29 protein-coding genes are annotated in these 25,730 nt (G+C 73.4%); 5 read left to right on the forward strand and 24 right to left on the reverse strand.

The features are described from left to right. Positions 1–3: 3 nt before the first annotated feature. Genes HDA34_RS02805 through clpS form a run of 7 tightly spaced genes read right to left on the reverse strand, consistent with a single transcriptional unit; the run spans position 4 to position 5,498 of the window. Positions 4–1,149, reverse strand: a complete 1,146-nt coding sequence (locus tag HDA34_RS02805; RefSeq protein WP_036312995.1) for a 3'-5' exonuclease — start codon at positions 1,147–1,149, stop codon at positions 4–6. Then, entirely contained in the window at positions 1,146–1,835 is a 690-nt protein-coding gene (locus HDA34_RS02810) for a non-canonical purine NTP pyrophosphatase (protein ID WP_036312997.1), read from the reverse strand. Before HDA34_RS02810 ends, HDA34_RS02805 begins: the two co-directional genes overlap by 4 nt. Further along, positions 1,832–2,596 carry a ribonuclease PH gene (gene rph / locus HDA34_RS02815; protein ID WP_036382145.1) on the reverse strand — a complete coding sequence of 255 codons (765 nt, stop codon included), beginning with the start codon at positions 2,594–2,596 and terminating at the stop codon, positions 1,832–1,834. The genes HDA34_RS02810 and rph overlap by 4 nt, the downstream gene beginning before the upstream one ends. A gap of 22 nt (positions 2,597–2,618) precedes the next feature. Further along, positions 2,619–3,434 carry an MBL fold metallo-hydrolase gene (locus HDA34_RS02820; protein ID WP_041103211.1) on the reverse strand — a complete coding sequence of 272 codons (816 nt, stop codon included), beginning with the start codon at positions 3,432–3,434 and terminating at the stop codon, positions 2,619–2,621. Continuing rightward, positions 3,431–4,363 (reverse strand): glutamate racemase, encoded by a 933-nt coding sequence (gene murI, locus HDA34_RS02825; RefSeq protein WP_041103213.1) that lies wholly within the window; start codon positions 4,361–4,363, stop codon positions 3,431–3,433. Before murI ends, HDA34_RS02820 begins: the two co-directional genes overlap by 4 nt. Next, positions 4,360–5,127 carry a DUF2017 family protein gene (locus tag HDA34_RS02830; protein WP_036313009.1) on the reverse strand — a complete coding sequence of 256 codons (768 nt, stop codon included), beginning with the start codon at positions 5,125–5,127 and terminating at the stop codon, positions 4,360–4,362. The genes murI and HDA34_RS02830 overlap by 4 nt, the downstream gene beginning before the upstream one ends. An 8-nt stretch (positions 5,128–5,135) precedes the next feature. After that, entirely contained in the window at positions 5,136–5,498 is a 363-nt protein-coding gene (clpS, locus tag HDA34_RS02835; protein ID WP_002857236.1) for an ATP-dependent Clp protease adapter ClpS, read from the reverse strand. 64 nt (positions 5,499–5,562) lie between these two features. On the opposite strand from clpS, the gene HDA34_RS02840 reads away from it, so the two are divergent. The 3 genes from HDA34_RS02840 to HDA34_RS02850 all read left to right on the forward strand — a co-directional run bounded on the left by HDA34_RS02840 (position 5,563) and on the right by HDA34_RS02850 (position 8,105). Beyond that, the gene (locus HDA34_RS02840) at positions 5,563–6,915 is read left to right on the forward strand and encodes a nicotinate phosphoribosyltransferase (protein WP_036313014.1); all 1,353 of its coding nucleotides are present in this window, start codon (positions 5,563–5,565) and stop codon (positions 6,913–6,915) included. Positions 6,916–6,918: 3 nt separating this feature from the next. After that, complete coding sequence (locus HDA34_RS02845) at positions 6,919–7,602, forward strand: isochorismatase family protein (RefSeq protein ID WP_036313018.1); 684 nt, start codon at positions 6,919–6,921, stop codon at positions 7,600–7,602. A 149-nt stretch (positions 7,603–7,751) separates the two neighbouring features. Continuing rightward, positions 7,752–8,105: a GNAT family N-acetyltransferase gene (locus tag HDA34_RS02850; RefSeq protein ID WP_060973990.1), complete on the forward strand. Its 354-nt coding sequence runs from the start codon at positions 7,752–7,754 to the stop codon at positions 8,103–8,105. A 55-nt stretch (positions 8,106–8,160) separates the two neighbouring features. On the opposite strand, the gene HDA34_RS02855 is transcribed toward HDA34_RS02850, so the two are convergent. The 5 genes from HDA34_RS02855 to HDA34_RS02875 form a co-directional block, all read right to left on the reverse strand. Next, on the reverse strand, positions 8,161–9,981 hold the full coding sequence (locus HDA34_RS02855) for a DEAD/DEAH box helicase (protein WP_081097748.1): 1,821 nt from the start codon (positions 9,979–9,981) through the stop codon (positions 8,161–8,163). Beyond that, complete coding sequence (locus HDA34_RS02860) at positions 9,974–10,318, reverse strand: DUF3039 domain-containing protein (protein WP_010079007.1); 345 nt, start codon at positions 10,316–10,318, stop codon at positions 9,974–9,976. The genes HDA34_RS02855 and HDA34_RS02860 overlap by 8 nt, the downstream gene beginning before the upstream one ends. A 23-nt stretch (positions 10,319–10,341) precedes the next feature. After that, a complete protein-coding gene (locus tag HDA34_RS02865) occupies positions 10,342–11,943 on the reverse strand; it encodes a Tat (twin-arginine translocation) pathway signal sequence (RefSeq protein WP_134376930.1) in 1,602 nt (533 codons plus the stop codon). Further along, a complete protein-coding gene (locus HDA34_RS02870) occupies positions 11,934–12,758 on the reverse strand; it encodes an ABC transporter ATP-binding protein (RefSeq protein ID WP_060973992.1) in 825 nt (274 codons plus the stop codon). Before HDA34_RS02870 ends, HDA34_RS02865 begins: the two co-directional genes overlap by 10 nt. A gap of 64 nt (positions 12,759–12,822) precedes the next feature. Beyond that, positions 12,823–13,779, reverse strand: coding sequence for a co-chaperone YbbN (locus HDA34_RS02875; RefSeq protein ID WP_230956233.1), 957 nt, complete (start codon positions 13,777–13,779; stop codon positions 12,823–12,825). Positions 13,780–13,904: 125 nt separating this feature from the next. Here HDA34_RS02875 and HDA34_RS02880 point away from each other — a divergent pair, with 125 nt between their 5' ends. Next, positions 13,905–15,227, forward strand: a complete 1,323-nt coding sequence (locus HDA34_RS02880; protein WP_041103224.1) for an AI-2E family transporter — start codon at positions 13,905–13,907, stop codon at positions 15,225–15,227. A 33-nt stretch (positions 15,228–15,260) separates the two neighbouring features. Here the strand turns inward: HDA34_RS02880 and HDA34_RS02885 are convergent, their stop codons facing one another. Further along, positions 15,261–15,620 (reverse strand): Rv1322 family protein, encoded by a 360-nt coding sequence (locus HDA34_RS02885; RefSeq protein ID WP_041103226.1) that lies wholly within the window; start codon positions 15,618–15,620, stop codon positions 15,261–15,263. A gap of 52 nt (positions 15,621–15,672) precedes the next feature. Between HDA34_RS02885 and nucS the strand changes: the two genes are divergently transcribed. Next, on the forward strand, positions 15,673–16,368 hold the full coding sequence (gene nucS, locus HDA34_RS02890) for an endonuclease NucS (protein ID WP_041103228.1): 696 nt from the start codon (positions 15,673–15,675) through the stop codon (positions 16,366–16,368). Positions 16,369–16,382: 14 nt separating this feature from the next. Here the strand turns inward: nucS and HDA34_RS02895 are convergent, their stop codons facing one another. From HDA34_RS02895 to HDA34_RS02945, 11 genes are all read right to left on the reverse strand, one after another. Further along, positions 16,383–16,772, reverse strand: a complete 390-nt coding sequence (locus tag HDA34_RS02895; protein WP_230259842.1) for a DUF2550 family protein — start codon at positions 16,770–16,772, stop codon at positions 16,383–16,385. 34 nt (positions 16,773–16,806) lie between these two features. Further along, the gene (locus HDA34_RS02900; RefSeq protein ID WP_036313044.1) at positions 16,807–17,082 is read right to left on the reverse strand and encodes a F0F1 ATP synthase subunit epsilon; all 276 of its coding nucleotides are present in this window, start codon (positions 17,080–17,082) and stop codon (positions 16,807–16,809) included. A gap of 6 nt (positions 17,083–17,088) precedes the next feature. Beyond that, entirely contained in the window at positions 17,089–18,546 is a 1,458-nt protein-coding gene (gene atpD, locus HDA34_RS02905) for a F0F1 ATP synthase subunit beta (RefSeq protein WP_134376932.1), read from the reverse strand. 53 nt (positions 18,547–18,599) lie between these two features. Further along, on the reverse strand, positions 18,600–19,493 hold the full coding sequence (locus tag HDA34_RS02910; RefSeq protein ID WP_041103232.1) for a F0F1 ATP synthase subunit gamma: 894 nt from the start codon (positions 19,491–19,493) through the stop codon (positions 18,600–18,602). Positions 19,494–19,576: 83 nt separating this feature from the next. Next, positions 19,577–21,211 (reverse strand): F0F1 ATP synthase subunit alpha, encoded by a 1,635-nt coding sequence (gene atpA, locus HDA34_RS02915; protein WP_036334989.1) that lies wholly within the window; start codon positions 21,209–21,211, stop codon positions 19,577–19,579. A 90-nt stretch (positions 21,212–21,301) separates the two neighbouring features. Continuing rightward, positions 21,302–22,117: a F0F1 ATP synthase subunit delta gene (locus tag HDA34_RS02920; protein WP_049145267.1), complete on the reverse strand. Its 816-nt coding sequence runs from the start codon at positions 22,115–22,117 to the stop codon at positions 21,302–21,304. Beyond that, entirely contained in the window at positions 22,114–22,668 is a 555-nt protein-coding gene (locus tag HDA34_RS02925; RefSeq protein WP_002857262.1) for a F0F1 ATP synthase subunit B, read from the reverse strand. Before HDA34_RS02925 ends, HDA34_RS02920 begins: the two co-directional genes overlap by 4 nt. A gap of 84 nt (positions 22,669–22,752) precedes the next feature. Further along, complete coding sequence (locus HDA34_RS02930; protein ID WP_002857264.1) at positions 22,753–22,968, reverse strand: ATP synthase subunit C; 216 nt, start codon at positions 22,966–22,968, stop codon at positions 22,753–22,755. Between the two features lie 150 nt (positions 22,969–23,118). Continuing rightward, positions 23,119–23,919, reverse strand: a complete 801-nt coding sequence (gene atpB / locus HDA34_RS02935; protein ID WP_036382182.1) for a F0F1 ATP synthase subunit A — start codon at positions 23,917–23,919, stop codon at positions 23,119–23,121. A 231-nt stretch (positions 23,920–24,150) separates the two neighbouring features. Next, the gene (locus HDA34_RS02940; protein ID WP_036382185.1) at positions 24,151–24,585 is read right to left on the reverse strand and encodes a hypothetical protein; all 435 of its coding nucleotides are present in this window, start codon (positions 24,583–24,585) and stop codon (positions 24,151–24,153) included. Next, positions 24,582–25,721 (reverse strand): MraY family glycosyltransferase, encoded by a 1,140-nt coding sequence (locus HDA34_RS02945; protein WP_041103236.1) that lies wholly within the window; start codon positions 25,719–25,721, stop codon positions 24,582–24,584. The genes HDA34_RS02940 and HDA34_RS02945 overlap by 4 nt, the downstream gene beginning before the upstream one ends. Between the last annotated feature and the right edge of the window lie 9 nt (positions 25,722–25,730).

Here is a 25,730-nt window from a genome sequence, read left to right on the forward strand (position 1 = left end):
GGTTCAGCGCGCGGCGTCCGGCCAGTTCCCGTCGAGCATCTGCAGGAACTCCCCCTCGGAGACCAGGGCGATGGCCTGCCCACGGTCCCGCCGGCGCAGGGCGTCCCGCGTCTTGCGGTGCGCCAGCGCCGTGGTCACGGCCTGCGGTGCCCCGTCCTCGGCGCGCGGGCGGTGCAGGTCCGCGGCCTCGAAGCCGTCCCCCACGACGAGCATCGTGGTGGCCGCGCCCACCCGGTTCGCGGTCTGCGCGCCGTGCGCGGCCGCGCGCGTCTTGGCACTCTGACGCGACATGCCGATGCCGCCCGTGAACACCACGGTCTGGCCGAACAGGGGGTGACCCGGGTCGGCGGTCGGGTTCGGGGGCGGATTGACGCCCTCGTCCGGCCAGCGCATGAAGTCGGGCATGGCGCGTTCGTCCCGCAGCGGGACCCGCGCGTCGAAGACGCCCTCAGTGCGCCGGGCCTGGCGGGTGGCCTTCGACTCGGCGCCCGATCCCGCCGCCCGGGGGGCGAGGACGCTGACGCCCAGCCCCTGGGCCCGCATCAGGCGGTCGACGCCGCGGCCGGCCGGCGCGTCGGTCAGCCCGGGCAGAATCTCCGCGTCGGCCGGCGGCGCCCCCAGCACGCGCCGGCCGATGTCCACGAGGATGGCCGCGCAGGCCTCGGCGTCGGCCAGTGCGTCGTGGTGGCGTCCCGGGGTGAACCCGGCCTCGCGCGCCGCGGAGGGCAGGGCGTACGAGGGCAGGTCGTAGACGCGGCGCGCCAGCACCAGGGTGCACACGAACTCCAGGCCCGGCACGTCCCGGCCGGAGACCTCGAGGCCGGACTCGATGACGCCGACGTCGAAGCCCGCGTTGTGCGCCGCGAGCACGTCCGTCCCCACGAAGTCCGCGAGCTCGTCGTACACCTGCGCGAACCGGGGGGCGTCCAGGACGCGGTCCTCGGTGATGCCGTGGATGCGCACGTTGCGGGGATCGAACCGGTCGAAGCCGACGGGCGGACGGATCAGCCACTCCGCACGGTCCACCATGACCCCGTCCCGCACCCGGACGGCGCCCACGGCACACGGGGAGCCGCGGAAGCCGTTGGCGGTCTCGAAGTCGATCGCGGTGAAGTCCAGCCCCGGCACGGGGGCGCGCCCGCCGCTCACGGGCGCGCGTCGAGCGCGTCCACCAGGTAGGGCAGCAGGGCGCGGAAGGCGTGCCCCCGGTGGCTGATCGCGTTCTTGTCCTCGGGGCTCAGCTGCGCGGTGGACACGTCCCGGCCCTCGGGGCGCAGGATCGGGTCGTAGCCGAAGCCGCCGTCCCCCACGGGCTCGCGCAGCAGGGTGCCGGGCAGGCGGCCGTGCTCGACGTGCTCGACGTGGATGGCCCGGGCGCCCGCGGCGTCCGGGCCGCTGGGGACCGCGAGCGCGGCGGCGCACACGAACTGGGCACCCCGATGCTCGTCCGGCACGTCGGCCAGCTGGGCCAGCAGCAGCTCGAGGTTGGCACGGTCGTCCCCGTGGCGCCCGGCCCAGCGGGCCGAGAAGATCCCGGGGGCGCCGTGCAGCACGTCCACGGCCAGACCGGAGTCGTCCGCGACGGCGATCAGCCCCGTGTGCGCGGCCACGGCGCGGGCCTTCTTCAGCGCGTTCTGGGCGAACGTGACGCCGTCCTCGACGACGTCCGGGGCGCCCACGGCGCCCGCGTCCACCACCGCGGCCTCCACGTCGAGGCCGGGCACGGCGCCGGCGAGCAGCTGCCGCAGCTCGCGCACCTTGCCCGCGTTGTGCGTGGCGAGCACGACGCGGGCGCCCTCCGGCAGGCCTGCCGACGAGGAGGCGGGCGCGCTCACGCCCGGTCCTCCGTGGCGGCGGCCAGGGTCTCGGCCTGGATGCGGGCCAGCTCACCCGTGCCGATCAGGGCCAGGTCCAGCAGGGTGTCCAGCTCGGCGCGGGTGAACGGCGCGCCCTCGGCGGTGCCCTGCACCTCCACGAACTCCCCGGCCCCGGTGACGACCACGTTCATGTCCGTCTCCGCCTTCACGTCCTCCACGTACGGCAGGTCGAGGACGGGCACCCCGTCCACGATGCCCACGGACACCGCGGCGACGGAGTCCTTGAGGACGGCGGCGCCCTTCGCGAGGATCCCCTCGCGCCGCGCCCAGGCCACCGCCTCGGCGAGGGCGACGTAGGCGCCCGTGATGGCGGCGGTGCGGGTGCCGCCGTCGGCATCGAGGACGTCGCAGTCCAGGACGATGGTGTTCTCCCCCAGGGCGGACAGGTCGATGACGGCGCGCAGGGACCGGCCGATCAGGCGGGAGATCTCGTGGGTGCGCCCGCCGATCCGGCCCTTGACGGACTCGCGCTGGCTGCGCTCGTTGGTGGCCCGCGGGAGCATCGCGTACTCGGCGGTGACCCAGCCGGTCCCCTCGCCCTTGAGCCAGCGCGGCACGCCCTCGGTGAAGGAGGCGGTGCACAGCACGCGGGTGTTCCCGAACTCGATCAGGGCCGAGCCCTCCGCCTGCCGGGACCAGCCCCGGGTGATGGTGATGGGGCGCAGCTCGTCGACGGCGCGGCCGTCCGGGCGGGGGGCGGTGGGGGCGGGAGAGCTCATGGCCTCCAGTCTAGGCACGCCCTCAGACGCCGTAGCTCAGCCCCGAGACGGCGACGGCCAGCGGGCCGTCGTACACCGCGCGGGCCTCCTGGACGGCGCGCTGCGGATCGTTCCACACCGGCAGGTGTGTGAGCAGCAGCTTCCGGGCCCCGGCCTGCGCCGCCGTCTCGCCGGCCCGTCGGCCGGTCAGGTGGACGCCGTCGATGCCGTCGTCCCGGCCCTCGTGGAAGGCGGCCTCGCACAGGAACACGTCCGCGTCCCGCGCGGCCTCGACGAGCCCCTCACACGCGTCGGTGTCCCCGGAGTAGGTGAGCACGCGGGTGGTGACGTCGCCGTCGTCGTCGACGCGGTCCACCTCGACCCGGATCGCGTAGGCCTCGTCGATGGGATGGCGCACGGGGACCGGGGTGAACCGGAACGGACCGAGCCGCTCGGGGCGGCCGGCGGCCCAGCACCGGAACTCGAAGTCCTGGTGCATCCCCGGCTCGGGGTCCATCCCGTACGCCTCGGCGATGCGGTCGGCGGTGCCGGCGGGTCCGTAGACGGGCAGCCGGCCGCGTCCCCAGCCGGCCGGGTTCCAGCGGATGGCCACGTGCATCCCGCACAGGTCCATGAAGTGGTCCGGGTGCAGGTGGGAGAGCAGGATGCCGTCCAGGTCCTCGAGCTCGACGTAGCGCTGCAGCACGCCGAGGGCGCCGTTGCCGAGGTCGAGCAGGATCCGCCACGTGCGCGGGGTGACGCCGTCCTCGGCCACGCCCTCGGCGGTGAGGAGGTAGCACGAGGCGGGCGAGCCCGGGCCGGGGAAGGACCCGGAGGCCCCGATGATGGTCAGCTTCACGTCACACCCTCCTGCTCGGGGCCCGGCCGGACGGAGGCCGCCGAGCGCGTCGGGACCGGCGCGGCCGCGGGGCGGGGCGCGCCGATCGTCTCCAGGCGTCGCACGGACTCGACCTCGGGTCCGAGGAAGCGGCGCGCGAGGGCCTGGAAGTGGTCGGGGTCGCCGGTGGCGGCGAAGCGGTGGCGGGTGGCCTGGCCGGAGCCCGCGGCCGAGTGGGGGTGCTCGAGGCCGAGGCGGACCAGCTCCCGGTAGAGGTCCTTGGCGGTCTCCTCCGCGGAGGAGACGAGCGTGACGTCCTCCCCCATCACGAGGGAGAGCGCGCCGGTCAGCAGCGGGTAGTGGGTGCATCCCAGCACGAGGGTGTCCACGCCCGCCGCACGCAGCGGGGCCGTGTACTCCCGGGCGGTCTCCAGCAGTTCGGGGCCGGTGGTGATGCCGGCCTCCACGAACTCCACGAACCGCGGGCACGCGACCGAGGTGATCTCGAGGTGCGGGGCGGCCGAGAACGAGTCCTCGTAGGCGCGGGACCCGACGGTCGCCTCGGTGCCGATCACACCGATCCGGCCCGTGCGGGTGGCTGCCACGGCGCGGCGCACGGCGGGCTGGATCACCTCGATCACGGGGATGCCGTGGCCTCCCGTGTAGCGCTCGCGGGCGTCGCGCAGCACGGCGGCCGACGCGGAGTTGCACGCGATCACGAGCGCCTTGACGCCGCGCGCGACGAGCTCGTCCATGATCGCCAGGGCGAGGGCCCGTACCTCGGCGATGGGCCGCGGGCCGTACGGCGAGTGCTCCGTGTCGCCCACGTAGAGGATGGACTCGTGGGGCAGCTGGTCCATGATCGCCCGGGCCACGGTCAGCCCGCCCACGCCCGAGTCGAACACGCCGATCGGCGCGGCGGCGTCCACGGCGGCGCGCTGGCCGCTCACTGCTCGCCCTCCGCGTCCCCGGCGCCCGGCGCGGACTCGTCCGAGCCCTCGGGCAGCTCGCTGAGCATCTCCGTCATGAGCGTCTCCAGCAGCCACGAGGTGAAGTTGTAGAGCAGGGCCATGGTGGACTCGACGTCCTCCGCGCTGCGCCAGTCGTCCACGGCGTGCACGCGGGCGGCGTCCTCCTCGGTCTCGACGCCCAGGCGGGCCGCGAGGACGAGGCGCACGTCGTTGAGCGCGCGGCCGAAGGCCGGCGCCTGGTCGTGCGGGACCTCCACGCGCGTCGAGCGCAGCAGCTCGAGTGCCAGGCGCGCGTCCGCGAGCTTCCCCTCCGACAGGGCGTCCTCGGTCAGGGCCCGGTGGGCGCCCTGTTCGGCGGCGCCGGCCTGGGGCATCGCATCCGGCAGGAGGCGTGCGACGGCCGGGTCGGTGGGGGCCGAACGCTGCGGCTCCGGGTCCTGGCTCAGGTGCAGCCCGGAGACCAGCCCCCAGAACGCGGCGTCGGACGCGTCCAGCCCGGCCACGGGGCCCGCGTCCTGCGCGGCGGACACGGACGGCGGCGCCGCCGGGGGATCTTCGGGCGTGTCGACGCCGTCCTCGGCGGCCGGGGCCTCGGCGGGGTCCGCCTCGGCGGGGCGCACGTCCGCGCGTCGGCCCTCGAGCAGGGCGACGACGTCCCTGACCAGCCCGCGCAGCAGGCGCACCTCCGGCAGCTCCAGCTGCGCCGTGTACCCCCGCCGCGTCCAGCGGAACCGTTCTGCCATGCCCCTCCTCAGTCCTCCGCCTGCTCCAGCGTGGCCCACAGCCCGTAGCCGTGCATCGCGCCCACGTGCAGCTCGGCCTTCTCCTTGGTGCCCGTCGCCACCACGGACCGGCCCCGCTCGTGGACCTCGAGCATGAGCCGCTGCGCCTTGGCCGCGGAGTAGCCGAAGTGGGTGCGGAACACGTAGGCCACGTAGCTCATCAGGTTCACCGGGTCGTTCCACACCACCACGTTCCACGGCCGGTCCCGGGCTGTGTCCTCGTGAGGCCGCTCCAGCAGGGCGGTGTCGGTGGCGCCGGCGGGGACGGACTCACCCGGCGCCGGACGCACGGCGCGCGGCGCGGACGGATCGTGGCGGGTCAGCACGGACATGCGCCCCAGTGTACGAGGCGGGCGGGCCAGGACCGGCCCCGCCACGGTCCACTAGGGTGGGGGCGTGAGCCAGAACCCCGTGCCCAGCGCCCCGCGGACCGCCGACGACTGGCAGATCCCCACGGCGCTGATGACCGACCACTACGAGCTGACCATGCTCCAGGCCGCGCTGAAGGCCGGCACCGCGCACCGCCGCTCCCGCTTCGAGCTGTTCACCCGACGCCTGCCCAGCGGCCGCCGCTACGGCGTGGTGGCCGGCGTGGGCCGCGCGCTGGAGGGCCTGTCCCGCTTCCGGTTCGACACGCCCGAGCTCGACTTCCTCGCGGACACCACCGCCCTCGACGACGCCACGCTGGCCTGGCTCGCCGACTACGAGTTCACGGGTGACATCGTGGGCTACGCCGAGGGCGAGGCCTACTTCCCGCACTCCCCCCTCCTGCAGGTGGAGTCGACGTTCGCCGAGGCGTGCATCCTGGAGACCTACCTGCTCTCCATCTACAACTACGACTCCGCCGTGGCCTCCGCAGCCTCCCGCATGACGGCCGTCGCGGACGGCCGCCCGTGCGCCGAGATGGGCTCGCGCCGCACGCACGAGGAGTCTGCCGTGGCCGCCGCCCGCGCCGCGGCCATCGCGGGCTTCACCGCCACCTCGAACCTCGAGGCGGGCCGCCGGTACGGCATCCCGACCGTCGGCACCGCCGCCCACTCCTTCACCCTGCTGCACGACTCGGAGCGCGCCGCCTTCGAGGCCCAGGTCGCCGCGCTCGGGGCGGACACCACCCTCCTCGTGGACACGTATGACGTGGAGCAGGGCGTGCGCACCGCGGTCGAGGTTGCCGGCCCGGCCCTGCGGAACGTCCGGGTCGACTCCGGCGACCTCGTGATCCAGGCTCACCGCGTGCGCGAGCTGCTCGACGAGCTGGGCAACACCGAGACCGGGATCATGGTCACCTCGGACCTGGACGAGTACGCGATCGCCGCCCTGCGCTCCGCCCCCGTCAGCTCGTACGGCGTGGGCACGCGCCTGGTCACCGGGTCCGGCGCGCCCACCGCCTCCATGGTCTACAAGCTCGTGGCCCGCCAGGACGACGACGGCACGTGGGTGGACGTGGCCAAGGCCAGTTCCGGCAAGGCCAGCCGGGGCGGCCGCAAGGAGGCCGCGCGCCGCCGCGACCCGCGGGGCCGGGCCACCGCCGAGGTGATCGGCGTCAACCGCGGCGCCGCGCCCGACGCCGACGACCGTCCCCTGCTGCACCGTTTCGTGCACGCCGGCGAGCTGGCCGAGGGCTGGACCGGCCCCGAGGCCGTCACCCGCGCCGCCGAGCGGCACGCCGCCTCCCTGCGCGAGCTGCCCGCCTCGGTGGGCCGCCTGCAGCCGGGCGACCCCGCCATCCCGACCATCTTCCTGGAGGACTGACCCATGGAGAACCTGAACCGCGCCCTGGTGATCGTGGACGTGCAGAACGACTTCTGCGAGGGCGGCGCCCTCGGCGTGACCGGCGGCGCCGCCGTCGCGGCCGGGGTCAGCGAGCACCTGGCCGAGCACGCGGACGCCTACGCGTCCGTGGCAGCCACGCGCGACTGGCACGTCGACCCGGGCACGCACTTCGCCGCGGCCACCGGCGCCGAGCCGGATTTCCGCACCACCTGGCCGGTGCACTGCGTGGCCGGCACCGCCGGCGCCGAGCTGCATCCCGACCTGGACGCCGAGCACCTCGACGCCGAGTTCCTCAAGGGCCTGCACACGGACGCCTACTCCGGCTTCGACGGCGCCCTCGGCGAGCCCGACGCCGTCCCGACCGGGGCCGCGGGCGAGCGCCCCTCCGGGACCGTCGGCCCGTACGGGGCCACCGCCGTGGCCGCGGCCGCCGTCGAGTCCGGCGCCCCCGGCCTCGACGAGTGGCTCCGTGAGCAGGGCGTGGACGCGATCACCGTGGTGGGCATCGCCACGGACCACTGCGTGCGCGCCACCGTGCTCGACGCCCTCGACGCCGGCTACGAGGTCACCGTGCTGACCGACCTGGTGGCCGGCGTCGACGAGGCGGCCGCCCAGGCCGCGCTCCACGAGATGGAGGCCGCCGGGGCCATCCTGGCGACCTCGTGAGCGGGTTCGGCCCCGAGCGGCACCGGCGTCGCCTCTGAGGCGCCGCACGCCGAGACAGTGACGAATGTCACTCGATGCGGCATGATGGAGGCACGCGGCCCCGGCGGGCGTGCCGGAGCCGGTGCCCGACGCAGACGAGGAGAGCAGCCATGACCGACTCCCCCATCGCCGCAGACCGGGACGGCATCCGCTACCTCTCCGGGGTGATCCCCGCCGCCGACGGCGGCCGTCTGGTCGGTCTGGCCCGCGTGGTCTCCGACGGCCACACCATCGCCTACCTGCAGGACATCCTCGTGGATCCGGGGCACCAGCGCCGCGGCATCGCCTCCGAGCTGCTGCGCCGCATCTTCGCCCGGTTCGGCCATGTGCGTCAGCACGTGCTGCTCACGGACACCGAGGAGCGCCAGCGCGCCTTCTACGAGGCCCATGGATTCCGTGAGTCCCGTGACGTGGAGGGCGACGAGCTGCGCGCCTTCGTGCGCTTCCAGTCCCGGGACGGCTGAACCCGGCGCTCAGGTCGGCACGGCCCGCGGGCGCCCGCCGCGCTCCCGACGGACCTCAGGTCCGGCCGACGAACCACCCGCGCAGGGTGCTCAGCCGCTTCTCCAGCTGCTCGCGGGAGGCCTGGGCCACGGCGGGGCCGCCGGAGATCTCCCGCAGGCGGTTGTGGATCACCCCGTGCGGCTGGCCGGAACGGGCCGCCCAGGCGGACACCGTCTTGGACAGCTCGGAGCGCAGCTCCTTCATCCGCCGGTGGTCCACGACGTCGGCGGGCTCGGCCGCCTGCGCACGCGGCCGGCGCTGGATCTGCTCGGCCTGCCGCTGCCGCAGCAGGGCGGAGACCTGCTCGGCGTCCAGCAGGCCCGGGATGCCGAGGAAGTCCTGCTCCTCCTCCGAGCCGACGGCGCCGCCGAGGCCGAACTCGCCGCCGTCGAAGAGCACCTTGTCGAAGCTCGCCCGGGACTCGAGGGCCTCGAACTTCTCCCGCGTCAGCGCGTCCGAGCCGCTCTCGGCCCGGTTGGCCTCCGCGATGAGGTCCTCCTCGGGGGCGTCCTCGAGGTCCTCGACCTCGACGGCGCCCTCCTTGCGGTCCAGCGCGTGGTCCCGCTCGAGCTCCATCTCGTTGGCCAGCAGCATGAGCGCGGGCACGGACGGCAGGAACACCGAGGCGGTCTCCCCACGCCGGCGGGAGCGCACGAAGCGGCCCACGGCCTGGGCGAAGAACAGGGGCGTGGACGTGGACGTGGCGTACACGCCCACGCACAGGCGGGGCACGTCCACGCCCTCGGACACCATGCGCACCGCCACCATCCACCGCTCGTCCGACGCGGCGAACTCCTCGATGCGATCCGAGGCGCCCTTGTCGTCCGAGAGGATCACGGCCGGCCGCTGGCCGGTCAGCGCCTCGAGCTGCGCGGCGTACGCGCGCGCGTCCTGGTGGTCCGTGGCGATCACGAGACCGCCGGCGTCGGGCACGTTGCGGCGCACCTCGCTGAGCCGCCGGTCGGCCGCGCGCAGCACGGACGGGATCCACTCGCCCGCCGGGTCCAGCGCGGTGCGCCAGGCGGAGGCGGTGATGTCCTTCGTGGCGGCCTCGCCGAGCTGAGCCTCCATGACCTCGCCGGTGGAGGTCTTCCAGCGCATCTGCCCGGAGTAGGCCATGAAGATCACCGGGCGCACCACGTGGTCCCGCAGCGCCGGGCCGTAGCCGTACGTGTAGTCCGCCTTCGACCGCTCGATGCCGTCCGCACCGAGTTCGTAGCGGACGAAGGGGATGGAGGCGGTGTCCGAGCGGAACGGGGTGCCGGTCAGGGACAGACGCCGCGTGGCCGGCTCGAACGCCTCACGGATGCCCTCGCCCCAGCTCAGGGCGTCGCCGCCGTGGTGGATCTCGTCCAGGATCACCAGCGTCTTGGCGGCCTCGGTGCGGTTGCGGTGCAGGACGGGCTTGTTCGCCACCTGGGCGTACGTCAGCGCCACCCCGCGGTACTCGGCGCCGTGCCGCCCGTCGGCGTTCTTGAAGTTCGGGTCGATCGCGATGCCGACGCGCGCGGCGTTGTCCGCCCACTGGCGCTTGAGGTGGTCCGTGGGCGCGACGACGGTCAGCCGCTGCACGACGCCGGAGTCCATCAGGATCTTGGCCACGCGCAACGCGAACGTCGTCTTGCCCGCGCCGGGGGTCGCGACCGTCAGGAAGTCCTGCGGGGCGGTCTGGAGGTAGCGCTCCAGCGCCTCCTGCTGCCACTGGCGCAGCTTGGGGGCCGTCCCCCACGCCGCGCGCTCGGGCATGGCGGGGGGAAGGTCCTCGCCGATGTGGAACAGGTCGTGCTGGACGCTGCCGTCCGGGGTGCCGCTCGTCAGGGAGCGGCCGTCAGCCACGGCCGCGGCCTCCGAACCAGCCACCGCGCTTGCCGCCGCCGTCGCCGTCGCCGCCGTCCTGCGGCTCGCGCAGGCCCTCGTAGATCTCCTTGCACGTGGGGCACACGGGGAACTTGTTCGGGTCCCGGCCCGGCACCCACACCTTGCCGCACAGGGCGATCACGGGGGCACCGGTGACGGCGGACTCCGTGATCTTCTCCTTGCGGACGTAGTGGGCGAAGCGCTCGTGGTCGCCCGGCTCGATCTCCTGGCGCAGCTCCTCACGCTCGAGGACGGACGTGCCGCCGCCGGCGGGCGCGAAGGGGTCGTTCAGGTCGGGTTCGCCGGTCACACTCATGCGGGCCAGTCTAGCCGCGCCCCTCAGAAGGCGGCCACGGCCTGGTAGGTCTCGGCCTGCGCGCGGTCGTACCAGCGCGCCCCCAGGCGCACGCCCAGCCACAGCGCGACGGCGCCCCACGCGAGCCCGAGCGCCACCGTCACCCAGCCCCACACGGCGGCCCCGGTGGCGAGCCGGACGACGAAGGGCACCAGGAACGGCACCGCGAGCGCCAGGCTGACCAGCATCGCGGCGCCCTGGACGAGCATCGTGCGCATGGCCGCGCCCTGCGGCGTCGCGAACGGGCTGTCCCCCGGCTTCGGGACCGGGTAGACGAAGCGGGCGGAGACGAACGCGGACAGCCCGGCGGTCGTCCCGAACAGGCCGAGGGCCAGGCCCAGCATCGGCGCCAGCAGGGACCAGTCCCCCGCCGCCGCCACCGTCGCCGTCGTCACGAGCAGGATCATCGGCACGCCCCAGCCCGCCAGGCCCAGGACCCGGCCCCAGCGGTCGTCCACGCCCCGCACGCCCGAGACGACGTGCAGGTGGAACGCCGTGTGGTCGTAGGCGATGTCCGCGGAGATCGAGTAGGCCAGGGACCAGGCGGTGATCGGCCCGAGGACCAGCAGCAGGCCCAGTCCGGGACCCCCCTCCCCGGCCATGCCCCCGGTGAACCACAGCAGGACGGCCATGAGCGGGATGATGATGAGCCCGGCCGCGTACCGCGGGTCAGCCAGCCAGTAGCGCTGGGCGCGGGCCGCGATCGCGGTGCGCGGGCCCGTGGCCGGTCGGCCCAGCCAGCGCAGCGGCGTCGGGTCCGCTCCCGCGGCGACGCGGCGGGACCGACCGCCGCCCACGGCCACCGGCTCCACGGTGCGGCGCACGGCCAGGTGCCACAGGGCCAGGGCGGCCAGGCACCAGGCGGCCGCCACCGCGAGGTGGAGCGCGACGGCGGCGCCGCGGCCCTCGGCGACCGCCCACGCCGCGGCGGGGCCCGCCCCGAACGGGGTCCACGCCGCGCCGCGGGCGATCTGGGGCGCGATCGCCAGGAAGTCCTCGAACGACGCGATGGCCCGCGAGAGGGCGAGGCCGCCGAGCATGAGCGGGATGAACAGCAGGACGGAGACGACGTCCCGCACCCGACGCCGGCTCGCGTAGGCGGCCAGGAGGCCGGCGAGACCGGAGCCGATCGCCACGGCGGTCACCGCGGTGAGCGCGCCCCCGACCAGGCCCACCGCCAGCGCGGCCGGCCGGTCCCACCACCTGGCCCCCAGGCCCACCAGCACGGCCAGCGTGGCGAGCCCGACCGGCGTCGTGAAGGCGCTCAGGACCAGCCCGGCGATGAGGGTGCGGGCCGGGACGGGGAAGAGCACGAAGCTGTGCGGGTCGAGCGTGGCGTCGACGCCCGTGACGAACGGCGGGATGACGAGCCAGGCGAGCACCACGACGGCGGCGGCCAGCACGGTCGTGGCGCCGCGGGCCTCGTCCGGCAGGGCGGGCAGGCCCGTGACGAGCAGCGTCACCGCCACGGCGGCCATGCCGAGCACGTACAGCGCGCCGAGCACGCTCATCACCAGGGTGAACGGGGACCGGCGCCACTGGTTCAGGGTCAGCGTCCAGCGCAGTCGGACGAGCGTCAGAGCCATGCCAGCCCCTCCGAGCCGTGGCGGCCGCCGACGAGGTCCACGAAGCGGTCCTCGAGGTCGCGCCCGTCCCGGACCTCCTCGAGCGTGTCGGCGGCCCGCAGCGTCCCGGCCGCGATCACGGCGACGTGGGTGCACATGCGCTGGACGAGGTCCATCACGTGGCTCGAGACGATCACGGTGCCGCCCCGCTCCACGTACGAGTGCAGGATGTCCCGGATGTTCGCGGCGGAGACCGGGTCCACGGCCTCGAACGGCTCGTCCAGGACGAGCAGGTCCGGGGCGTGGACCATGGCGGCCGCCAGGGACACCTTCTTGGTCATGCCGGCGGAGTAGTCGGCCACGAGCTTGCGGCCGGCGTCCTCCAGGTCCATCACCCGCAGCAGGTCCGTGGTCCGCTCGGCCACGGTGTCCGCGTCGAGCCCGTGCAGCAGCCCGGCGTAGGTCACGAGCTGCGCGCCCGTGAGGCGGTCGAAGGTGCGCACGCCGTCGGCGAGCACGCCGACCCGTCGCTTGGCCTCGAGGGGCTGCTCCCACACGTCGACGCCGTGGATCCAGGCGCGGCCGTGGTCCGGGCGCAGCAGCCCGGTGGCCATGGACAGGGCGGTGGTCTTGCCCGCCCCGTTGGGCCCGACCACCCCGAAGAACGATCCGGCCGGGACGTCCAGGTCCAGCGCGTCGAGCGCCAGCTTGTCCCCGAACCGCTGGGTCAGCCCGCGCGTGACGAAGGCGAGGTCCGGATCGGGGGCGTCCACCGCGCGACGACGGGCGGCGGCCGCCAGGTGGGCGGGGGCAGGCTCGGGCGCATGCGGAGTCATGCCTGGGACGTTACCCACCGTCAAGCGGACACGGCGTCCTCCTCAGGGATGAACTGTGGGTCCCTCAGAACAGCGCTGCGGCCAGCCGACGCCGCGAGGCCTGCACACGGGGATCGTCCGTGCCCACCACGGTGTAGAGGTCCACGAGGTGGGCGCGCGCCGTCTCCCGGTCGTCGCCGGGGTGGAGGGCGATGAACCGCACGAGCCGGGCGAAGGCGTCCTCCACGTGGCCACCGAGCACGTCCAGGTCGGCGACGGCGAGCTGGGCGGCGACGTCGTCCGGGCCGTCCGCGGCGGCCGCGCGCACCGCCGCGGCGTCGGCGTCGCGGGTGCGCAGCATGAGGCGGGCCGCGGACAGGCCCTGCTGGGCCACGGCGTCCGCGGGGCTGTCGGCCAGCGCCGCCTCCCACGCCGAGACGGCCCCGGGCAGGTCGTCGGCGGCGAGGGCCTCATGGGCGGCCCGGTGCAGCGGCGGCACGGGCGGGGCCTCCGCGGCCGCGGCGCCGGCGTCCTGGCGCGCCGGAGCGACGGGGGGCACGGTGCCGGCGACGCCGTTCTGACGGGCCACCTCGAGGATCTCCCCCATGAGCTGGCGCAGCGTCTCCTCCGGCACCTCCTGATTGACCAGCGGCACCGGCTGCCCCGCCACCACGGCCATGACCGCGGGGCCGGCCCCCAGGCCCAGCGCCTGCAGCACGGTGGGCTCCTTCGCCACGTCCAGACGCGCGAGCACGAGCCGTCCCGCCTGGGCGTCGACCGCGTCCGCGAACTGCCGGTAGAGCGCCTCGCTCGCCGCGTCCCCGGGCACGTGCAGGTGCAGCAGCACCGGCACCTGGGCGGAGAGCTGGACCAGCTGCTGCAGCAGACCCTGGTCGGCGTCCGCGATCACCCACGAGCCGCCGCCGGCGCCGGCGTCGGCCCCCGGGGCGGTCCGCCCGGCCGGGGCCGGGGTGCCGAGCGAGGACAGGTCGACGGCGCCGCGCAGGTGGGACGGGGCGTCGGAGGGGGGCTGGGCGGTCACGTCGGTCACGATCCTTCCGGTCCGGGTCCGCCCCGTCGCCGGGGCGAGAGGCGTTGTCACTGCGCCCCACGGTAGCCTCCCCGGCGCGGCGCGGTCAGGCCGGGGCCCTGACGTACGCTGAGCGCGTGGAGGAGAAGGAGACCGCATCCGGCCCGGACGCCGCCGGCGTCGCCGACGTCCGCGCCCCGGCCGAGCCCGAGGGCACCGAGCAGCCGCCCGTGGCCGGCATCCCCGTGGAGCCGGTCGGGGTGGCCGCCGCGCCGCCGTCGCACGGGCCGACGCCCGCCGGGCGTCGTCGACTGCCCCGCCTGGGCTCCGTCCTGCGGCGGCGCCGACCCTTCCTCGAGGAGGACCGGGTGGACCCCGAGTCGGTCCCCGTCGACGGCGCCGAGGATCCGGCGGTCGCGGCCGTGGCTCTCGAGTCCCCCGTGCTGACCGGCTTCCTGCTCGCGGTGGGCGTGGCCCTGGCCATCGGCGTCGTCTCGGTGCTGCGCACGAACGGACACCTCATCGTGTGGATCGCCGCGGCCCTGTTCATCGCCCTGGGCCTGGATCCGCTGGTGCGCCGGGTCGAGTCCTGGGGCGCGCCCCGCTGGGTCGGCGTGCTCACGGCCGCGCTCGGCCTGGCCGCCGTGGCCGGGGCGTTCGTCGCCCTCCTGGTCCCCACGGTGATCGAGCAGTCCACGCAGCTGGTCCAGGACCTGCCGGCCATCATCGACGGGGTGATGACCGCCGAGTGGTTCGTGCAACTCGACGAGGAGTTCCACCTCCAGGAGGCCGTTCGCGCCCAGACCGAGCGCCTCGCCGCCGACGGCGTCGCCGTCACCGACCTGTTCGGCGGGCTCCTCGGCTTCGGCCAGACCGTGCTGAACGCCGTCTTCTCGGTGCTCGTGGTGGTCGTGCTGACGCTGTACTTCCTCTCCTCCCTGCCGCACATGAAGTACTGGGCCTACCGGCTCGCACCGCGTTCGCGCCGGCCCCGGATCGAGGCGCTGTCCGAGCAGATCACCTCCTCGGTCGGCCACTACGTGATGGGCCAGTCCTTCGTGGCCGCCCTCAACGGCGCGGTGGCGTTCACGGCGCTGGCCATCGCCGGCGCCCCCTTCGCCGTCCTGCTCGCCGCGATCGCCGCCTTCATGGCGTTCATCCCGCTGGTGGGCGCCGCGATCGGCGGTACGCTGCTGACCCTCGTGAGCCTGCTGACCTCGTGGCAGACCGCCGCCGTGTTCGCGGCCATCTACTTCGTCTACCTGCAGATCGAGGCCTACGTCATCTCGCCGCGTGTCATGGCGCGCGCGGTGTCCGTGCCGGCGGCCGTGGCCGTGATCGCGGTGATCGCCGGTGGCGCGCTGCTGGGCGTCCTCGGCGCCCTCATGGCGATCCCGCTCGCCGCCGCGCTGCTGCTGCTGGTCCGCGAGGTCTTCATCCCCCGCCAGGACGCCCGGTAGGCCCACGACGGCGGCGCGGCCCGGACCGCGCGGTCAGCGGCCCGGTCGGGTGCGCCAGCACACCGGGTGCCAGTGCCGCCGGTCCGCCCCCGCGTCCTCATCCCCCATGATCCAGTCGGCGCGCCAGGCCACGAGGTGCGCCTGGCCCTGCCGGATCACCTGACCGCAGCCGGGGCACGTGTAGTCCTTCACCGCGCGCCACGCGGGGATCTGCCGGACGTGCCATCCGCCGTCGGACCCGGACTGGCGCGAGTAGCCCGCGTCCAGGCCGAGGAGCTCCTCGAGCGGGTCGGCGCGCCCCGGCGACGGCCGGGACCGCCGGGAGGCGCCGGAGGCCCCGCGCTCGCTCCGCCGAGGCGCGGACGAGCGGCGGGGGCGGTTCGAACGGGGCATGCCTCCATGCTGGCACAAGAGCCGGTGGGCGCGGTCCGCCTAGGATGGACCGGTGCGACTCGTCATTGCCCGCTGCTCCGTGACCTATGAGGGCCGCCTGAACGCCCACCTGCCCACCGCCACCCGCCTGCTCATGGTGAAGGCGGACGGCTCGGTGCTGGTGCACTCCGACGGCGGCTCCTACAAGCCCCTCAACTGGATGTCGCCGCCCGCGACCCTGCACGTGGAGGAGCCCTTCCCCGACCAGGCCGACCAGGGGGTGACGCAGGTCTGGCGCGTGCAGGCCAAGAAGTCCGACGACCGGCTCATCGTGCTCATCGAGGAGGTCCTGGCGGACGACTCCCACGAGCTCGGCGTGGACCCCGGCCTCGTCAAGGACGGCGTGGAGGCGGATCTGCAGCGTCTGCTGGCCGAGCAGATCAGCCTGCTCGGCGACGGCCACACCCTCGTGCGCCGCGAGTACATGACGGCGATCGGCCCCGTGGACATCCTGGCCCGCGACGCCGACGGCGGCACCGTGGCGGTCGAGCTCAAGCGCCGCGGGGACATCGACGGGGTCGAGCAGCTCACCCGCTACCTCGAGCTGATGAACCGGGACCCGCTCCTGGCGCCCGTGCGCGGCGTGTTCGCGGCCCAGCAGATCAAGCCCCAGGCCCGCACCCTCGCCGAGGACCGCGGCATCCGCTGCGTCACCCTCGACTACGACGCGATGCGCGGCGTGGACGACGCCGAGTCCCGCCTGTTCTGAGGCGCCGGGCGGGCTCAGCGGCGCCAGAAGGACGACGCCGCGGACGGCCCCGCCTCGCTCCAGGCGCGCAGGGCGCCGGCGTCGTCGGGGTCGACGACGACGCGCACCGGACGTGTGCCGGCGCTCAGCTCCAGGACGGCCCGGCCGGCCTCGTCCGCCGGGAGGCGGTCGATCTGCAGGCGGCTCCGGTCCGCGCTCCAGCGCTCCCGCGAGAGGCGCCAGCCCCCGGTGAGGCGCAGGCGGGACTCGTCGTACACGCCGATCACACGCTCACGCCCCGGGCCCTCCCGCTCCAGGACCGCAGGGAAGGCGGCCGTGACACGGGCGAGGGCCCGGCGCCGCATCACCAGGGCGAGTGCCGACAGCACGATGACTGCCACCACGGTCGCCGAGGCGATGAGCACCGGGCCCTCCACCGTCAGGTCCTGCCGCGCCGCGTCAGGCCGCCGCGGCGTCGCCCAGCCGGGCGGACGTCGCGGCGATCACGACACGGTCGTGGTCCACGGAGAAGAAGCCGCCGCGGGCCTGCGCGGTGACGGTGCCGCCGTCCGTGGTCCGCACCACGACCTCGCCGTCGCCGAGGACGGCGAGCATCGGGGTGTGGCCCGGGAGGATGCCGATCTCACCGTTGACGGTGCGCGCCGACACGGCCGACGCGGCGCCCGACCAGATGGACCGCTCCTCGGAGACGATCTCGACGTTGAGCTCAGCCATGATCGATCAGCCCTCGGCCTGGATCTTGGCCCACTCGCGCTCGACGTCGTCCAGGCCGCCCACGTTGTAGAAGGCCTGCTCCGCGACGTGGTCCAGGTCGCCGTCGGCGATGGCCTTGAAGCCCTCGACGGTGTCCTTGACCGGCACGGTGGAGCCCTCGACGCCGGTGAACTGCTTGGCGGTGTAGGTGTTCTGCGAGAGGAACTGCTCGATCTTGCGGGCGCGGCCCACGGTGATCTTGTCCTCCTCGGAGAGCTCGTCCACACCGAGGATCGCGATGATGTCCTGCAGCTCCTTGTTCTTCTGCAGGATCTGCTTCACGCGGATGGCCACGTCGTAGTGGTCCTGGCCCACGTACTGCGGGTCGAGGATGCGCGAGGTCGAGGCCAGCGGGTCCACGGCCGGGTACAGGCCACGGGACGCGAGGTCACGGGTCAGGTTGGTGGTCGCGTCCAGGTGCGCGAACACGTTGGCCGGGGCCGGGTCGGTGTAGTCGTCCGCGGGGACGTACACGGCCTGCATCGAGGTGATGGAGTGGCCGCGGGTCGAGGTGATGCGCTCCTGGAGCACACCCATCTCGTCCGCCAGGTTCGGCTGGTAGCCCACGGCGGAGGGCATGCGGCCCAGCAGCGTGGAGACCTCGGAACCGGCCTGCGAGAAGCGGAAGATGTTGTCGATGAACAGCAGCACGTCCTGGTTCTGCACATCGCGGAAGTACTCCGCCATGGTCAGCGCGGACAGGGCCACACGCAGACGCGTGCCCGGCGGCTCGTCCATCTGGCCGAACACGAGGGCGGTGTCCTTCAGGACGTCCGCCTCGTCCATCTCGACCCAGAGGTCGTTGCCCTCACGGGTGCGCTCGCCGACGCCGGCGAACACGGAGGTGCCGCCGAAGTTGCGGGCCACACGGGTGATTATCTCCTGGATGAGCACGGTCTTGCCCACGCCGGCGCCGCCGAACAGGCCGATCTTGCCGCCCTTGATGTAGGGGGTCAGCAGGTCGATGACCTTGATGCCGGTCTCCAGCATCTCGGTGGAGCCCTCGAGGGACGCGAAGTTCGGGGCCGGGCGGTGGATCGGCCAGCGGTCCTCGGCCTGCAGCTGCGAGGTCGGCATGTCCAGGGTCTCGCCGAGCACGTTGAAGATGTGGCCCTTCACGGCGTCGCCGACCGGCACCGAGATGGGGGCACCGGTGTCCACGACGTCGGTGCCGCGCACCAGGCCGTCGGTGGACTGCAGGGAGATGGCGCGGACCATGTTGTCGCCGAGGTGCTGGGCGACCTCGAAGGTGACCGTGCGGCGCTGGCCGTTGAAGTCGATCTCGGTGGTCAGCGCGTTGTAGATCTCCGGCATCGCGTTGGCCGGGAACTCGGCGTCGATCACGGGGCCGATGACGCGGGACACGCGTCCGGTGGCACCGCCGGTGGGGGTCCCGGTGCCCTGGTCAGTGATGGTGGCAGTCATCTCTCTCACTTCTATCGTGTGTGGATGGCGAGTCTGGTGAGTCCCGAACGGGCTCAGGAGTTGTTGAGCGCGTCCGCGCCCGCGATGAGCTCGGTGAGCTCCTGGGTGATCTCGGCCTGACGGGCGTTGTTCATCAGGAGGGTGTAGTCCTTGATGAGGCTCGTGGCGTTGTCGCCCGCCGACTTCATGGCGCGCTGACGGTTGGCGAGCTCCGAGGCCGCCGACTGCAGCATCGCGTTGAAGATGCGCGACTCGATGTACTTGGGCAGCAGCGCGTCGAGGACCTCCTCCGCGTCCGGCTCGTACTCGTAGAGCGGCAGCACGTCCTCGGCGGTGGCGGCCTCCTCCTCGACGACCTCGAGGGGCAGCAGGCGCACCACGTGGGGGTTCTGCTTCACGAGCGAGACGAACTCGGTGAACACGACGTGGATCTCGTCCACGCCGCCGTCCGCCGTGTCCGTGAGGAACGCATCCACGAGCACCTCGCCGATCTCGGCGGCGCGCTCGGCGACGGGGGCGTCCGTCTGACCGGTCCACAGCTTCTTGTAGCCGCGGCCGCGGAAGTCGAAGTACGTCTGCGCCTTGCGGCCGACGACGTACACGTCCACGTCCTTGCCCTCCTCGCCGAGGCGGGTGAGGAGCTGCTCGGCCTTGCGCAGCACGTTCGCGGAGTACGCGCCGGCGAGGCCGCGGTCCGAGGACATGATGAGCACGGCCGCCCGGGTCGGGTTCTCGGGCTCCGTGGTGAGGACATGATCGATGTCGTGCTGGCTCGACACGGCCGAGACGGCGCGGGTGATCGCGTTCGCGTAGGGCAGCGACGCGCTGACGCGCTCACGTGCCTTGGTGATGCGAGACGTGGCGATCAGCTCCATCGCCTTGAAGATCTTCTTCATCGACGACGTCGACGCGATCTTCTGACGGTAGACCCGGATCTGGGCTCCCATGGTGGTCCTTTCCCTGGCGGGAGGGCGGCCCGGCGTCGTCCCCGTGGGGTCCGACGCCGGACCGCTCCCTCACCGACCGGCGGTCAGCGCTTCTGCTTGGTGATCTGCTCCTGCGCGACCTGGTCCTGCTCGATCGCGCGGTGCTCCTCGTGGCCGGCCTGCACGCCGCCGTCCTCGGAGGACTGGAAGCCCTTGGAGAACTCGGCGACGGCCGACTCGAGCGCGGACACGGTGCCGTCCTCGAGCTTGCCGGTGGAGGCGATGTCGGTCAGGACGGAGGTGTGGCGACGCAGGTGGTCGATGAACTCGCGCTCGAAGCGCAGCACGTCCTGCACCGGCACCTCGTCGAGGTGGCCCTTGGAGCCGGCCCAGATGGACACGACCTGCTCCTCGACCGGGTAGGGCGAGTACTGCGGCTGCTTGAGCAGCTCCATGAGGCGCTCACCGCGGGCGAGCTGGCGGCGGGTGGCCGGGTCCAGGTCGGAGGCGAACATGGAGAACGCCTGCTGGTCGCGGTACTGCGCCAGGTCCAGCTTCAGCGTGCCGGAGACCTTCTTCATGGCCTTGACCTGGGCGGCGCCGCCCACGCGGGACACCGAGATGCCCACGTCCACGGCGGGACGCTGGTTGGCGTTGAACAGGTCCGACTGCAGGAAGATCTGGCCGTCGGTGATGGAGATGACGTTGGTCGGGATGTAGGCCGACACGTCGTTCGCCTTGGTCTCGATGATCGGCAGGCCGGTCATCGAGCCCGCGCCCATCTCGTCCGAGAGCTTGGCGCAGCGCTCGAGGAGCCGGGAGTGCAGGTAGAAGACGTCACCCGGGTAGGCCTCGCGGCCCGGCGGGCGGCGCAGCAGCAGGGAGACGGCGCGGTAGGCCTCGGCCTGCTTCGACAGGTCGTCGAAGATGATCAGCACGTGCTTGCCGCCGTACATCCAGTGCTGGCCGATGGCCGAGCCGGCGTAGGGGGCGAGGTACTTGAAGCCGGCCGGGTCGGACGCCGGGGAGGCCACGATGGTGGTGTACTCCAGAGCGCCGTGCTCCTCCAGCGTGGCGCGGACGCCGGCGATGGTGGAGGCCTTCTGGCCCACGGCCACGTAGACGCAGCGGACCTGCTTCTCGACGTCGCCCGACTCCCAGTTGGCCTTCTGGTTGAGGATCGTGTCGACGGCGATCGCGGTCTTGCCGGTCTGGCGGTCACCGATGATCAGCTGACGCTGGCCACGGCCGATCGGGATCATGGCGTCGATGGCCTTCATGCCGGTCTGCAGCGGCTCGTGGACCGACTTGCGCTCGGTCACGGTCGGCGCCTGCAGCTCGAGGGCACGGCGGCCCTCGGCCTCGATCGGGCCCAGGTCGTCGATGGGCTGGCCCAGCGGGTCCACCACACGGCCCAGGAAGGCGTCGCCCACCGGGACGGAGAGGATCTCGCCGGTGCGCTGCACCTCCATGCCCTCGCGGATCTCCTGGAACTCGCCGAGGACGACGACACCGATCTCACGGGTGTCGAGGTTCTGGGCCAGGCCCTGGATGCCGTTCTCGAAGCGCAGCAGCTCGTTCGCCATGACGGAGGGCAGACCCTCCACACGAGCGATGCCGTCCGCCGCGGAGATGACACGGCCGACCTCGGTGCGATCGGTGCCCGACGGTTCGTACGATGCCGCGAAATCGTTCAAGGCATTGCGGACATCGTCAGCGTTGATGGTCAATTCGGCCATCTGCAGTCCCTGCTCTCTGTGCTTGGTGATCATCGACGTGACGATGATGCTTACGTTCGTGGGTGTTCCGGATGCGGGCGGGAGCCGGCGTCAGCCGGCCATCCGCCGCTGGAGGTCGTGGAGGCGCGCGGCCATGGACCCGTCGACGACGTCGTCGCCGACCTGGACGCGGATGCCGCCCACCACGTGGGGGTCCACCGTCACGTCCATGACGAGATCGCGGCCGAAGGCGCGGCGCAGGCCCAGGGCCAGCCGCTCCTGCTGCTCGGCCTCGAGCGGCCGGGCCACGGTCACCTCGGCGATCCACTGGCGCTGCCGCTCGGCGACGACGTCCGCGGCCTTGCGGACGGCGGCGGACGGCTTCAGGCCGCGCGGGGCCGAGACGGCGCGCTCGACCAGCAGTCGGCCGGCCGGGCTGGCCGACTCGCCCAGGAGGCGACCGGCCAGAGCGGCCCGTGCCTCGAGGGGTGCGTGCTGGTCGGTGAGCGCCCGCTGCACCTCGTGCGAGTCCTCCACCGTGCGGTTGAAGGCCAGCAGCTCGCCCGAGAGGGCGGCCAGGCCCGCGTGTCCGCCGCGTGCGGCCTCAGCGGCGGCCGCGTGCGCGGCCACCGTCTCGAGGGCGTCCCCGAGATCGCGCTCCGCCGACCAGCGGCGGCCGGCCAGGTCCTTGAGGACCTGCAGTGCACCGGGGGTCACCCGGGCGCCGAACAGCGAGTCGACGAGGCCGTGACGGCGCTCGGTGGTCCAGGCGGGGTCGGTCAGGGCGCGGCGCAGGGCGCCGTGCTCGTCCACCACGTCCAGCGCGCCGAACAGCTCGCGTGCCAGGGCCACGCCGCCCTCGTCCAGCACCGGACCGACGGCCTCCAGGGAGGCGGCCAGGGAGTCCCTCGATGCGCCCGTCATCATTCGGCGACACCTGCGCTCTGGTGACGGTCCAGGTCAGCCAGGAAGCGGTCGACCACGCGCTGCGAGCGGGCGTCGTCCTCGAGGGACTCGCCCACGATCTTGCCGGCCAGGGTCGTGGCCAGCGAGCCGACCTCGCCCTTGAGCTGCGCGGCGGCCTGCTGACGCTCGGCGGCGATCTGCGCCTGCGCCTGCTCGGAGATGCGCGTCGCCTCGGCGGTCGCGCGCTCGCGCGCCTCGGCCACGATCTCGGCGGCCTCGGTGCGGGCATCCTCGCGGATGCGGTTCGCCTCGGTGCGGGCGTCCGCCAGCTGCGACTCGTAGTCCGCCATCATCGCGTTCGCCTCGGCCTGGGCCTTCTCAGCCTTGGCCAGACCGCCCTCGATCGCCTCGACACGGTCCTGGTAGGACTTCTCGAGGGTCGGGACGATGAACTTGATGACGATGAACATGAGCAGGGCGAAGCCCACCACGACGACGAGGATCTCCCACGGGTTGGGGATCAGGGGGTTGGCCCCCTCAGCCGCCGCGAGGATCAGTCCGTTGCTGATCATGTTTCAACCATCCTTCGGTCAAGAGTCCTGTGGAGAGGGAGCACCGACGGTCTCACCGTGCGGGCGCTCCGTGGACGCGGCGCGTCAGGCGCCGATGACGAAGGCGAAGACGAGGCCCAGGATGGCGAGGGCCTCGGCGAGCGCGAAGCCCAGGAGGGCGATCGGCTGCAGGATGCGCTGGGCCTCCGGCTGACGGGCGACGCCGTTGATGTAGGCGGCGAAGATCAGGCCCACGCCGATGGCGGAGCCGATGGCGGCGAGGCCGTAGCCGATCATGTTGAGCGAACCGTGCAGTTCCATGGTGTTCCTTTCACGAGGCCGAGGTGTCCGGCCGGGTTGTGGAGGGTCGGCCTCCCGGGTGGTCCTCCTGCGGAGGGCCGGGAAGACTGGTGGCGGGCTCTCCCGCCGTACCGCAGCCGCCTGGGTCGTGCCCGAGGCGGCCCCGGAAGATCAGTGGTCGTTCGCGTCGATCGCGCCCTGGATGTAGATCGCGGTCAGCAGCGTGAAGACGAAGGCCTGCAGGTACATGATCAGCAGCTCGAGGAAGTACAGGGCCACCGAGCCGAGGATGACCAGGATGCCGGTGCCCTGCAGGGCCAGGCTGCCGGTCTGCGTGATCAGGTAGGCGGCGCCGGCGCCGGCGAGCATCACGATCATGTGGCCGGAGAGCATGGTGGCCATCAGACGCAGGGAGTGGGTCAGCGGGCGCACGATGAAGTTGGAGATGATCTCCAGCGGCACGAGCAGCGGCAGGATCCAGCCGGGCACACCCGAGGGCACGACGGCCAGCTTCAGGTAGCGCACGCCGTGGCGCTTGATGCCGACGCCGATCCAGATCGCGTAGACGATGAGGGCCAGGCCGTAGGCGGCGCCCGCGTGGGAGAAGGTCGGCAGCTGCAGCACCGGGATGGCGCCGAACAGGTTGTTCAGCAGCACGAAGAAGAAGATGGAGAAGAGCAGCGGGACCCACTGCTTGAAGTTCTTCTCGCCCAGGATGTCCTTCGCGATGTCGTTCCGGACGAAGGAGTAGCCGGACTCGGCGAGCCACTGGGCCTTGCCGGGCACGAGCCGGGGACGGCGCATGGCCCACGCGAAGAAGGCGGTGATGAGCACTACGGAGAGCAGGACGAGCAGCATCTGCTTGCCGAAGCCGGTGCCGTACTCCGCACCCCAGGGGAAGATCTCCGGGAGGTGACCATCAGAGATGGTGGGGGGCACGAATGATGCGTTGGCCAGCACGAGGGTCAGCACGCGGTTCCTCTCCGAAGTGATGCAGTCGACGGGACCGCAGCCTCGTCCCCGGACCACAGGCGGGCGCCGCGACATTGCGGGGGTACCGGTGCGATGCGAGACACGGATGGCGGCAGGTGGGCGCCGTCGAAGTGTTCGCCGCCAACGATACCAAACGGTGACCCGTGCTCCGTACCGCAGAAGGGGCCCACGACATGGCCCCCGGCTCGGTGTCTTCGCCCCTCGGGCGGGTCAGTCGGTGTAGATCCCGCGGCGGGTCCGCGCGAAGACGAGGACCTCCGCGGCCTGCCAGACGAGGATCGTCACGAGGGCGGCGATCGCCGCCGCGTCCGCCCGGACCCAGCCGGGGCGGGGCAGGACCCCCAGCAGCACCGCGAACACCGCGATCTTGAGCACGAACAGCCCCACGCTGACCGGCAGCGCCGCCTCGCGCGCCCGGTCCCACACGAGTGCCGTCGTCGCCCCGGTGAGCGCCGAGAGCGCGAGCACCGCGCCGCCGCCCAGCAGGGCGCTCCCGGCCGCCTCCCCGCCGACGGAGAGCAGCCACGCGGCGCACGTGATCGCCAGGGCAGCCCCCGCCGCGGTCAGGGACCACCCGAGGATCCCCCACCAGCCGCGGCGGTTCTCCCAGCGGCGCCGGCGTCGGCGGCCGCCCGCCCCGGTCACGCGTCCCCCCGCTCGTCCGGGTGGGCCGCGGCGTCGTGCCGGTCCGCGCGACGGCGCTCCACGATCGGATGCAGGGTGAGGTAGCCGGCTCCGGCCAGGGCCACGGCGAGCACGGGTAGGACGATCATGTGGTCCACGAAGTTCAGGGACACCGCGCCCCATGCCACGAGGAACGCCCAGAGCCAGAGCAGCGCGACGGCCTGCGCCTGGGTGTAGCCGCCGTCCACGAGCTTGTGGTGCAGGTGCCCGCGGTCCGCCGAGAAGGGGCTGGTGCCCTTGGCCGTGCGCCGCAGCACGGCCAGGGCGAGGTCCGCGAGCGGCAGGGCGAGGACGGCGACGGGCAGCAGGATCGGCGTGTAGGCGGGGACGTTGCGGAAGCGCATCCCGTCCAGGGCGTTGACGTCGGCGGTCACGGCGACCGCGGCCGCGGCCATCAGCAGGCCGATGAGCATGGCCCCCACCTCGCCCATGAAGATGCGGGCCGGGGACAGGTTCCACGGCAGGAAGCCCACGCACGCGCCGACGAGCAGGGCCATGAGCAGGGTGGCGAGGTTGGCGTAGTCGAACTGGTTGATGGTCCGCGTCAGCAGATACGAGTAGACGAAGAAGGCCGAGCCGCCGATCAGCGCGACGCCCGCCGCCAGGCCGTCCAGACCGTCCACGAAGTTGATCGCGTTCATCGTCAGCACCACGGCGAACACCGTGAGGATGACCTGCGTGGTCTCGTTCCCCACCGGGATCCAGCCCACCGGCATCGCCTCGATGCGGATCCCGCCCAGGGCCACCGCGAGTCCGGCCAGCACCTGGCCGGCCATCTTCACCCACCAGCGCAGGTCCCACATGTCGTCGGCGATGCCCACGACGAGCACGACGGCGACGGCGACCAGGAGCCCGCGCATCGCGGCGTCGTCCGCGTAGATCCCCTGGAGGAACGGCACGACTCCCCCGACGGCGAATCCCACCAGCACGGCCGCGGCCATGGCCACGCCGCCCAGCTTCGGCACGGGGTGCCGGTGCACATCCCGCTGGCGCAGCGGGGTGAACACGCGCGCGCCCAGCCCCAGCCGGCGCATGAGGGGCGTCAGGGCCCCGCAGGCGACGGCCGTGACCATGACCAGGACGAGATACGCGCGCATGGGGGCCGG

Source organism: Micrococcus luteus, from assembly GCF_014138885.1.
GTDB lineage: Bacteria > Actinomycetota > Actinomycetes > Actinomycetales > Micrococcaceae > Micrococcus > Micrococcus luteus.

Bases quoted from the DNA above. Each gene is read 5' to 3' on its own strand.
- HDA34_RS02930 (WP_002857264.1), bottom strand. From the start codon at position 22,968: ATGGAACTGCACGGTTCGCTCAACATGATCGGCTACGGCCTCGCCGCC.
- HDA34_RS02920 (WP_049145267.1), bottom strand. From the start codon at position 22,117: ATGATGACGGGCGCATCGAGGGACTCCCTGGCCGCCTCCCTGGAGGCC.
- HDA34_RS02850 (WP_060973990.1), top strand. From the start codon at position 7,752: ATGACCGACTCCCCCATCGCCGCAGACCGGGACGGCATCCGCTACCTC.
- rph (WP_036382145.1), bottom strand. From the start codon at position 2,596: ATGAGCTCTCCCGCCCCCACCGCCCCCCGCCCGGACGGCCGCGCCGTC.
- atpA (WP_036334989.1), bottom strand. From the start codon at position 21,211: ATGGCCGAATTGACCATCAACGCTGACGATGTCCGCAATGCCTTGAAC.
- HDA34_RS02860 (WP_010079007.1), bottom strand. From the start codon at position 10,318: ATGAGTGTGACCGGCGAACCCGACCTGAACGACCCCTTCGCGCCCGCC.
- HDA34_RS02870 (WP_060973992.1), bottom strand. From the start codon at position 12,758: ATGACTCCGCATGCGCCCGAGCCTGCCCCCGCCCACCTGGCGGCCGCC.
- HDA34_RS02845 (WP_036313018.1), top strand. From the start codon at position 6,919: ATGGAGAACCTGAACCGCGCCCTGGTGATCGTGGACGTGCAGAACGAC.
- HDA34_RS02865 (WP_134376930.1), bottom strand. From the start codon at position 11,943: ATGGCTCTGACGCTCGTCCGACTGCGCTGGACGCTGACCCTGAACCAG.
- HDA34_RS02910 (WP_041103232.1), bottom strand. From the start codon at position 19,493: ATGGGAGCCCAGATCCGGGTCTACCGTCAGAAGATCGCGTCGACGTCG.
- HDA34_RS02945 (WP_041103236.1), bottom strand. From the start codon at position 25,721: ATGCGCGCGTATCTCGTCCTGGTCATGGTCACGGCCGTCGCCTGCGGG.
- clpS (WP_002857236.1), bottom strand. From the start codon at position 5,498: ATGTCCGTGCTGACCCGCCACGATCCGTCCGCGCCGCGCGCCGTGCGT.
- HDA34_RS02885 (WP_041103226.1), bottom strand. From the start codon at position 15,620: ATGCCCCGTTCGAACCGCCCCCGCCGCTCGTCCGCGCCTCGGCGGAGC.
- HDA34_RS02830 (WP_036313009.1), bottom strand. From the start codon at position 5,127: ATGGCAGAACGGTTCCGCTGGACGCGGCGGGGGTACACGGCGCAGCTG.
- atpD (WP_134376932.1), bottom strand. From the start codon at position 18,546: ATGACTGCCACCATCACTGACCAGGGCACCGGGACCCCCACCGGCGGT.
- HDA34_RS02900 (WP_036313044.1), bottom strand. From the start codon at position 17,082: ATGGCTGAGCTCAACGTCGAGATCGTCTCCGAGGAGCGGTCCATCTGG.
- HDA34_RS02925 (WP_002857262.1), bottom strand. From the start codon at position 22,668: ATGATCAGCAACGGACTGATCCTCGCGGCGGCTGAGGGGGCCAACCCC.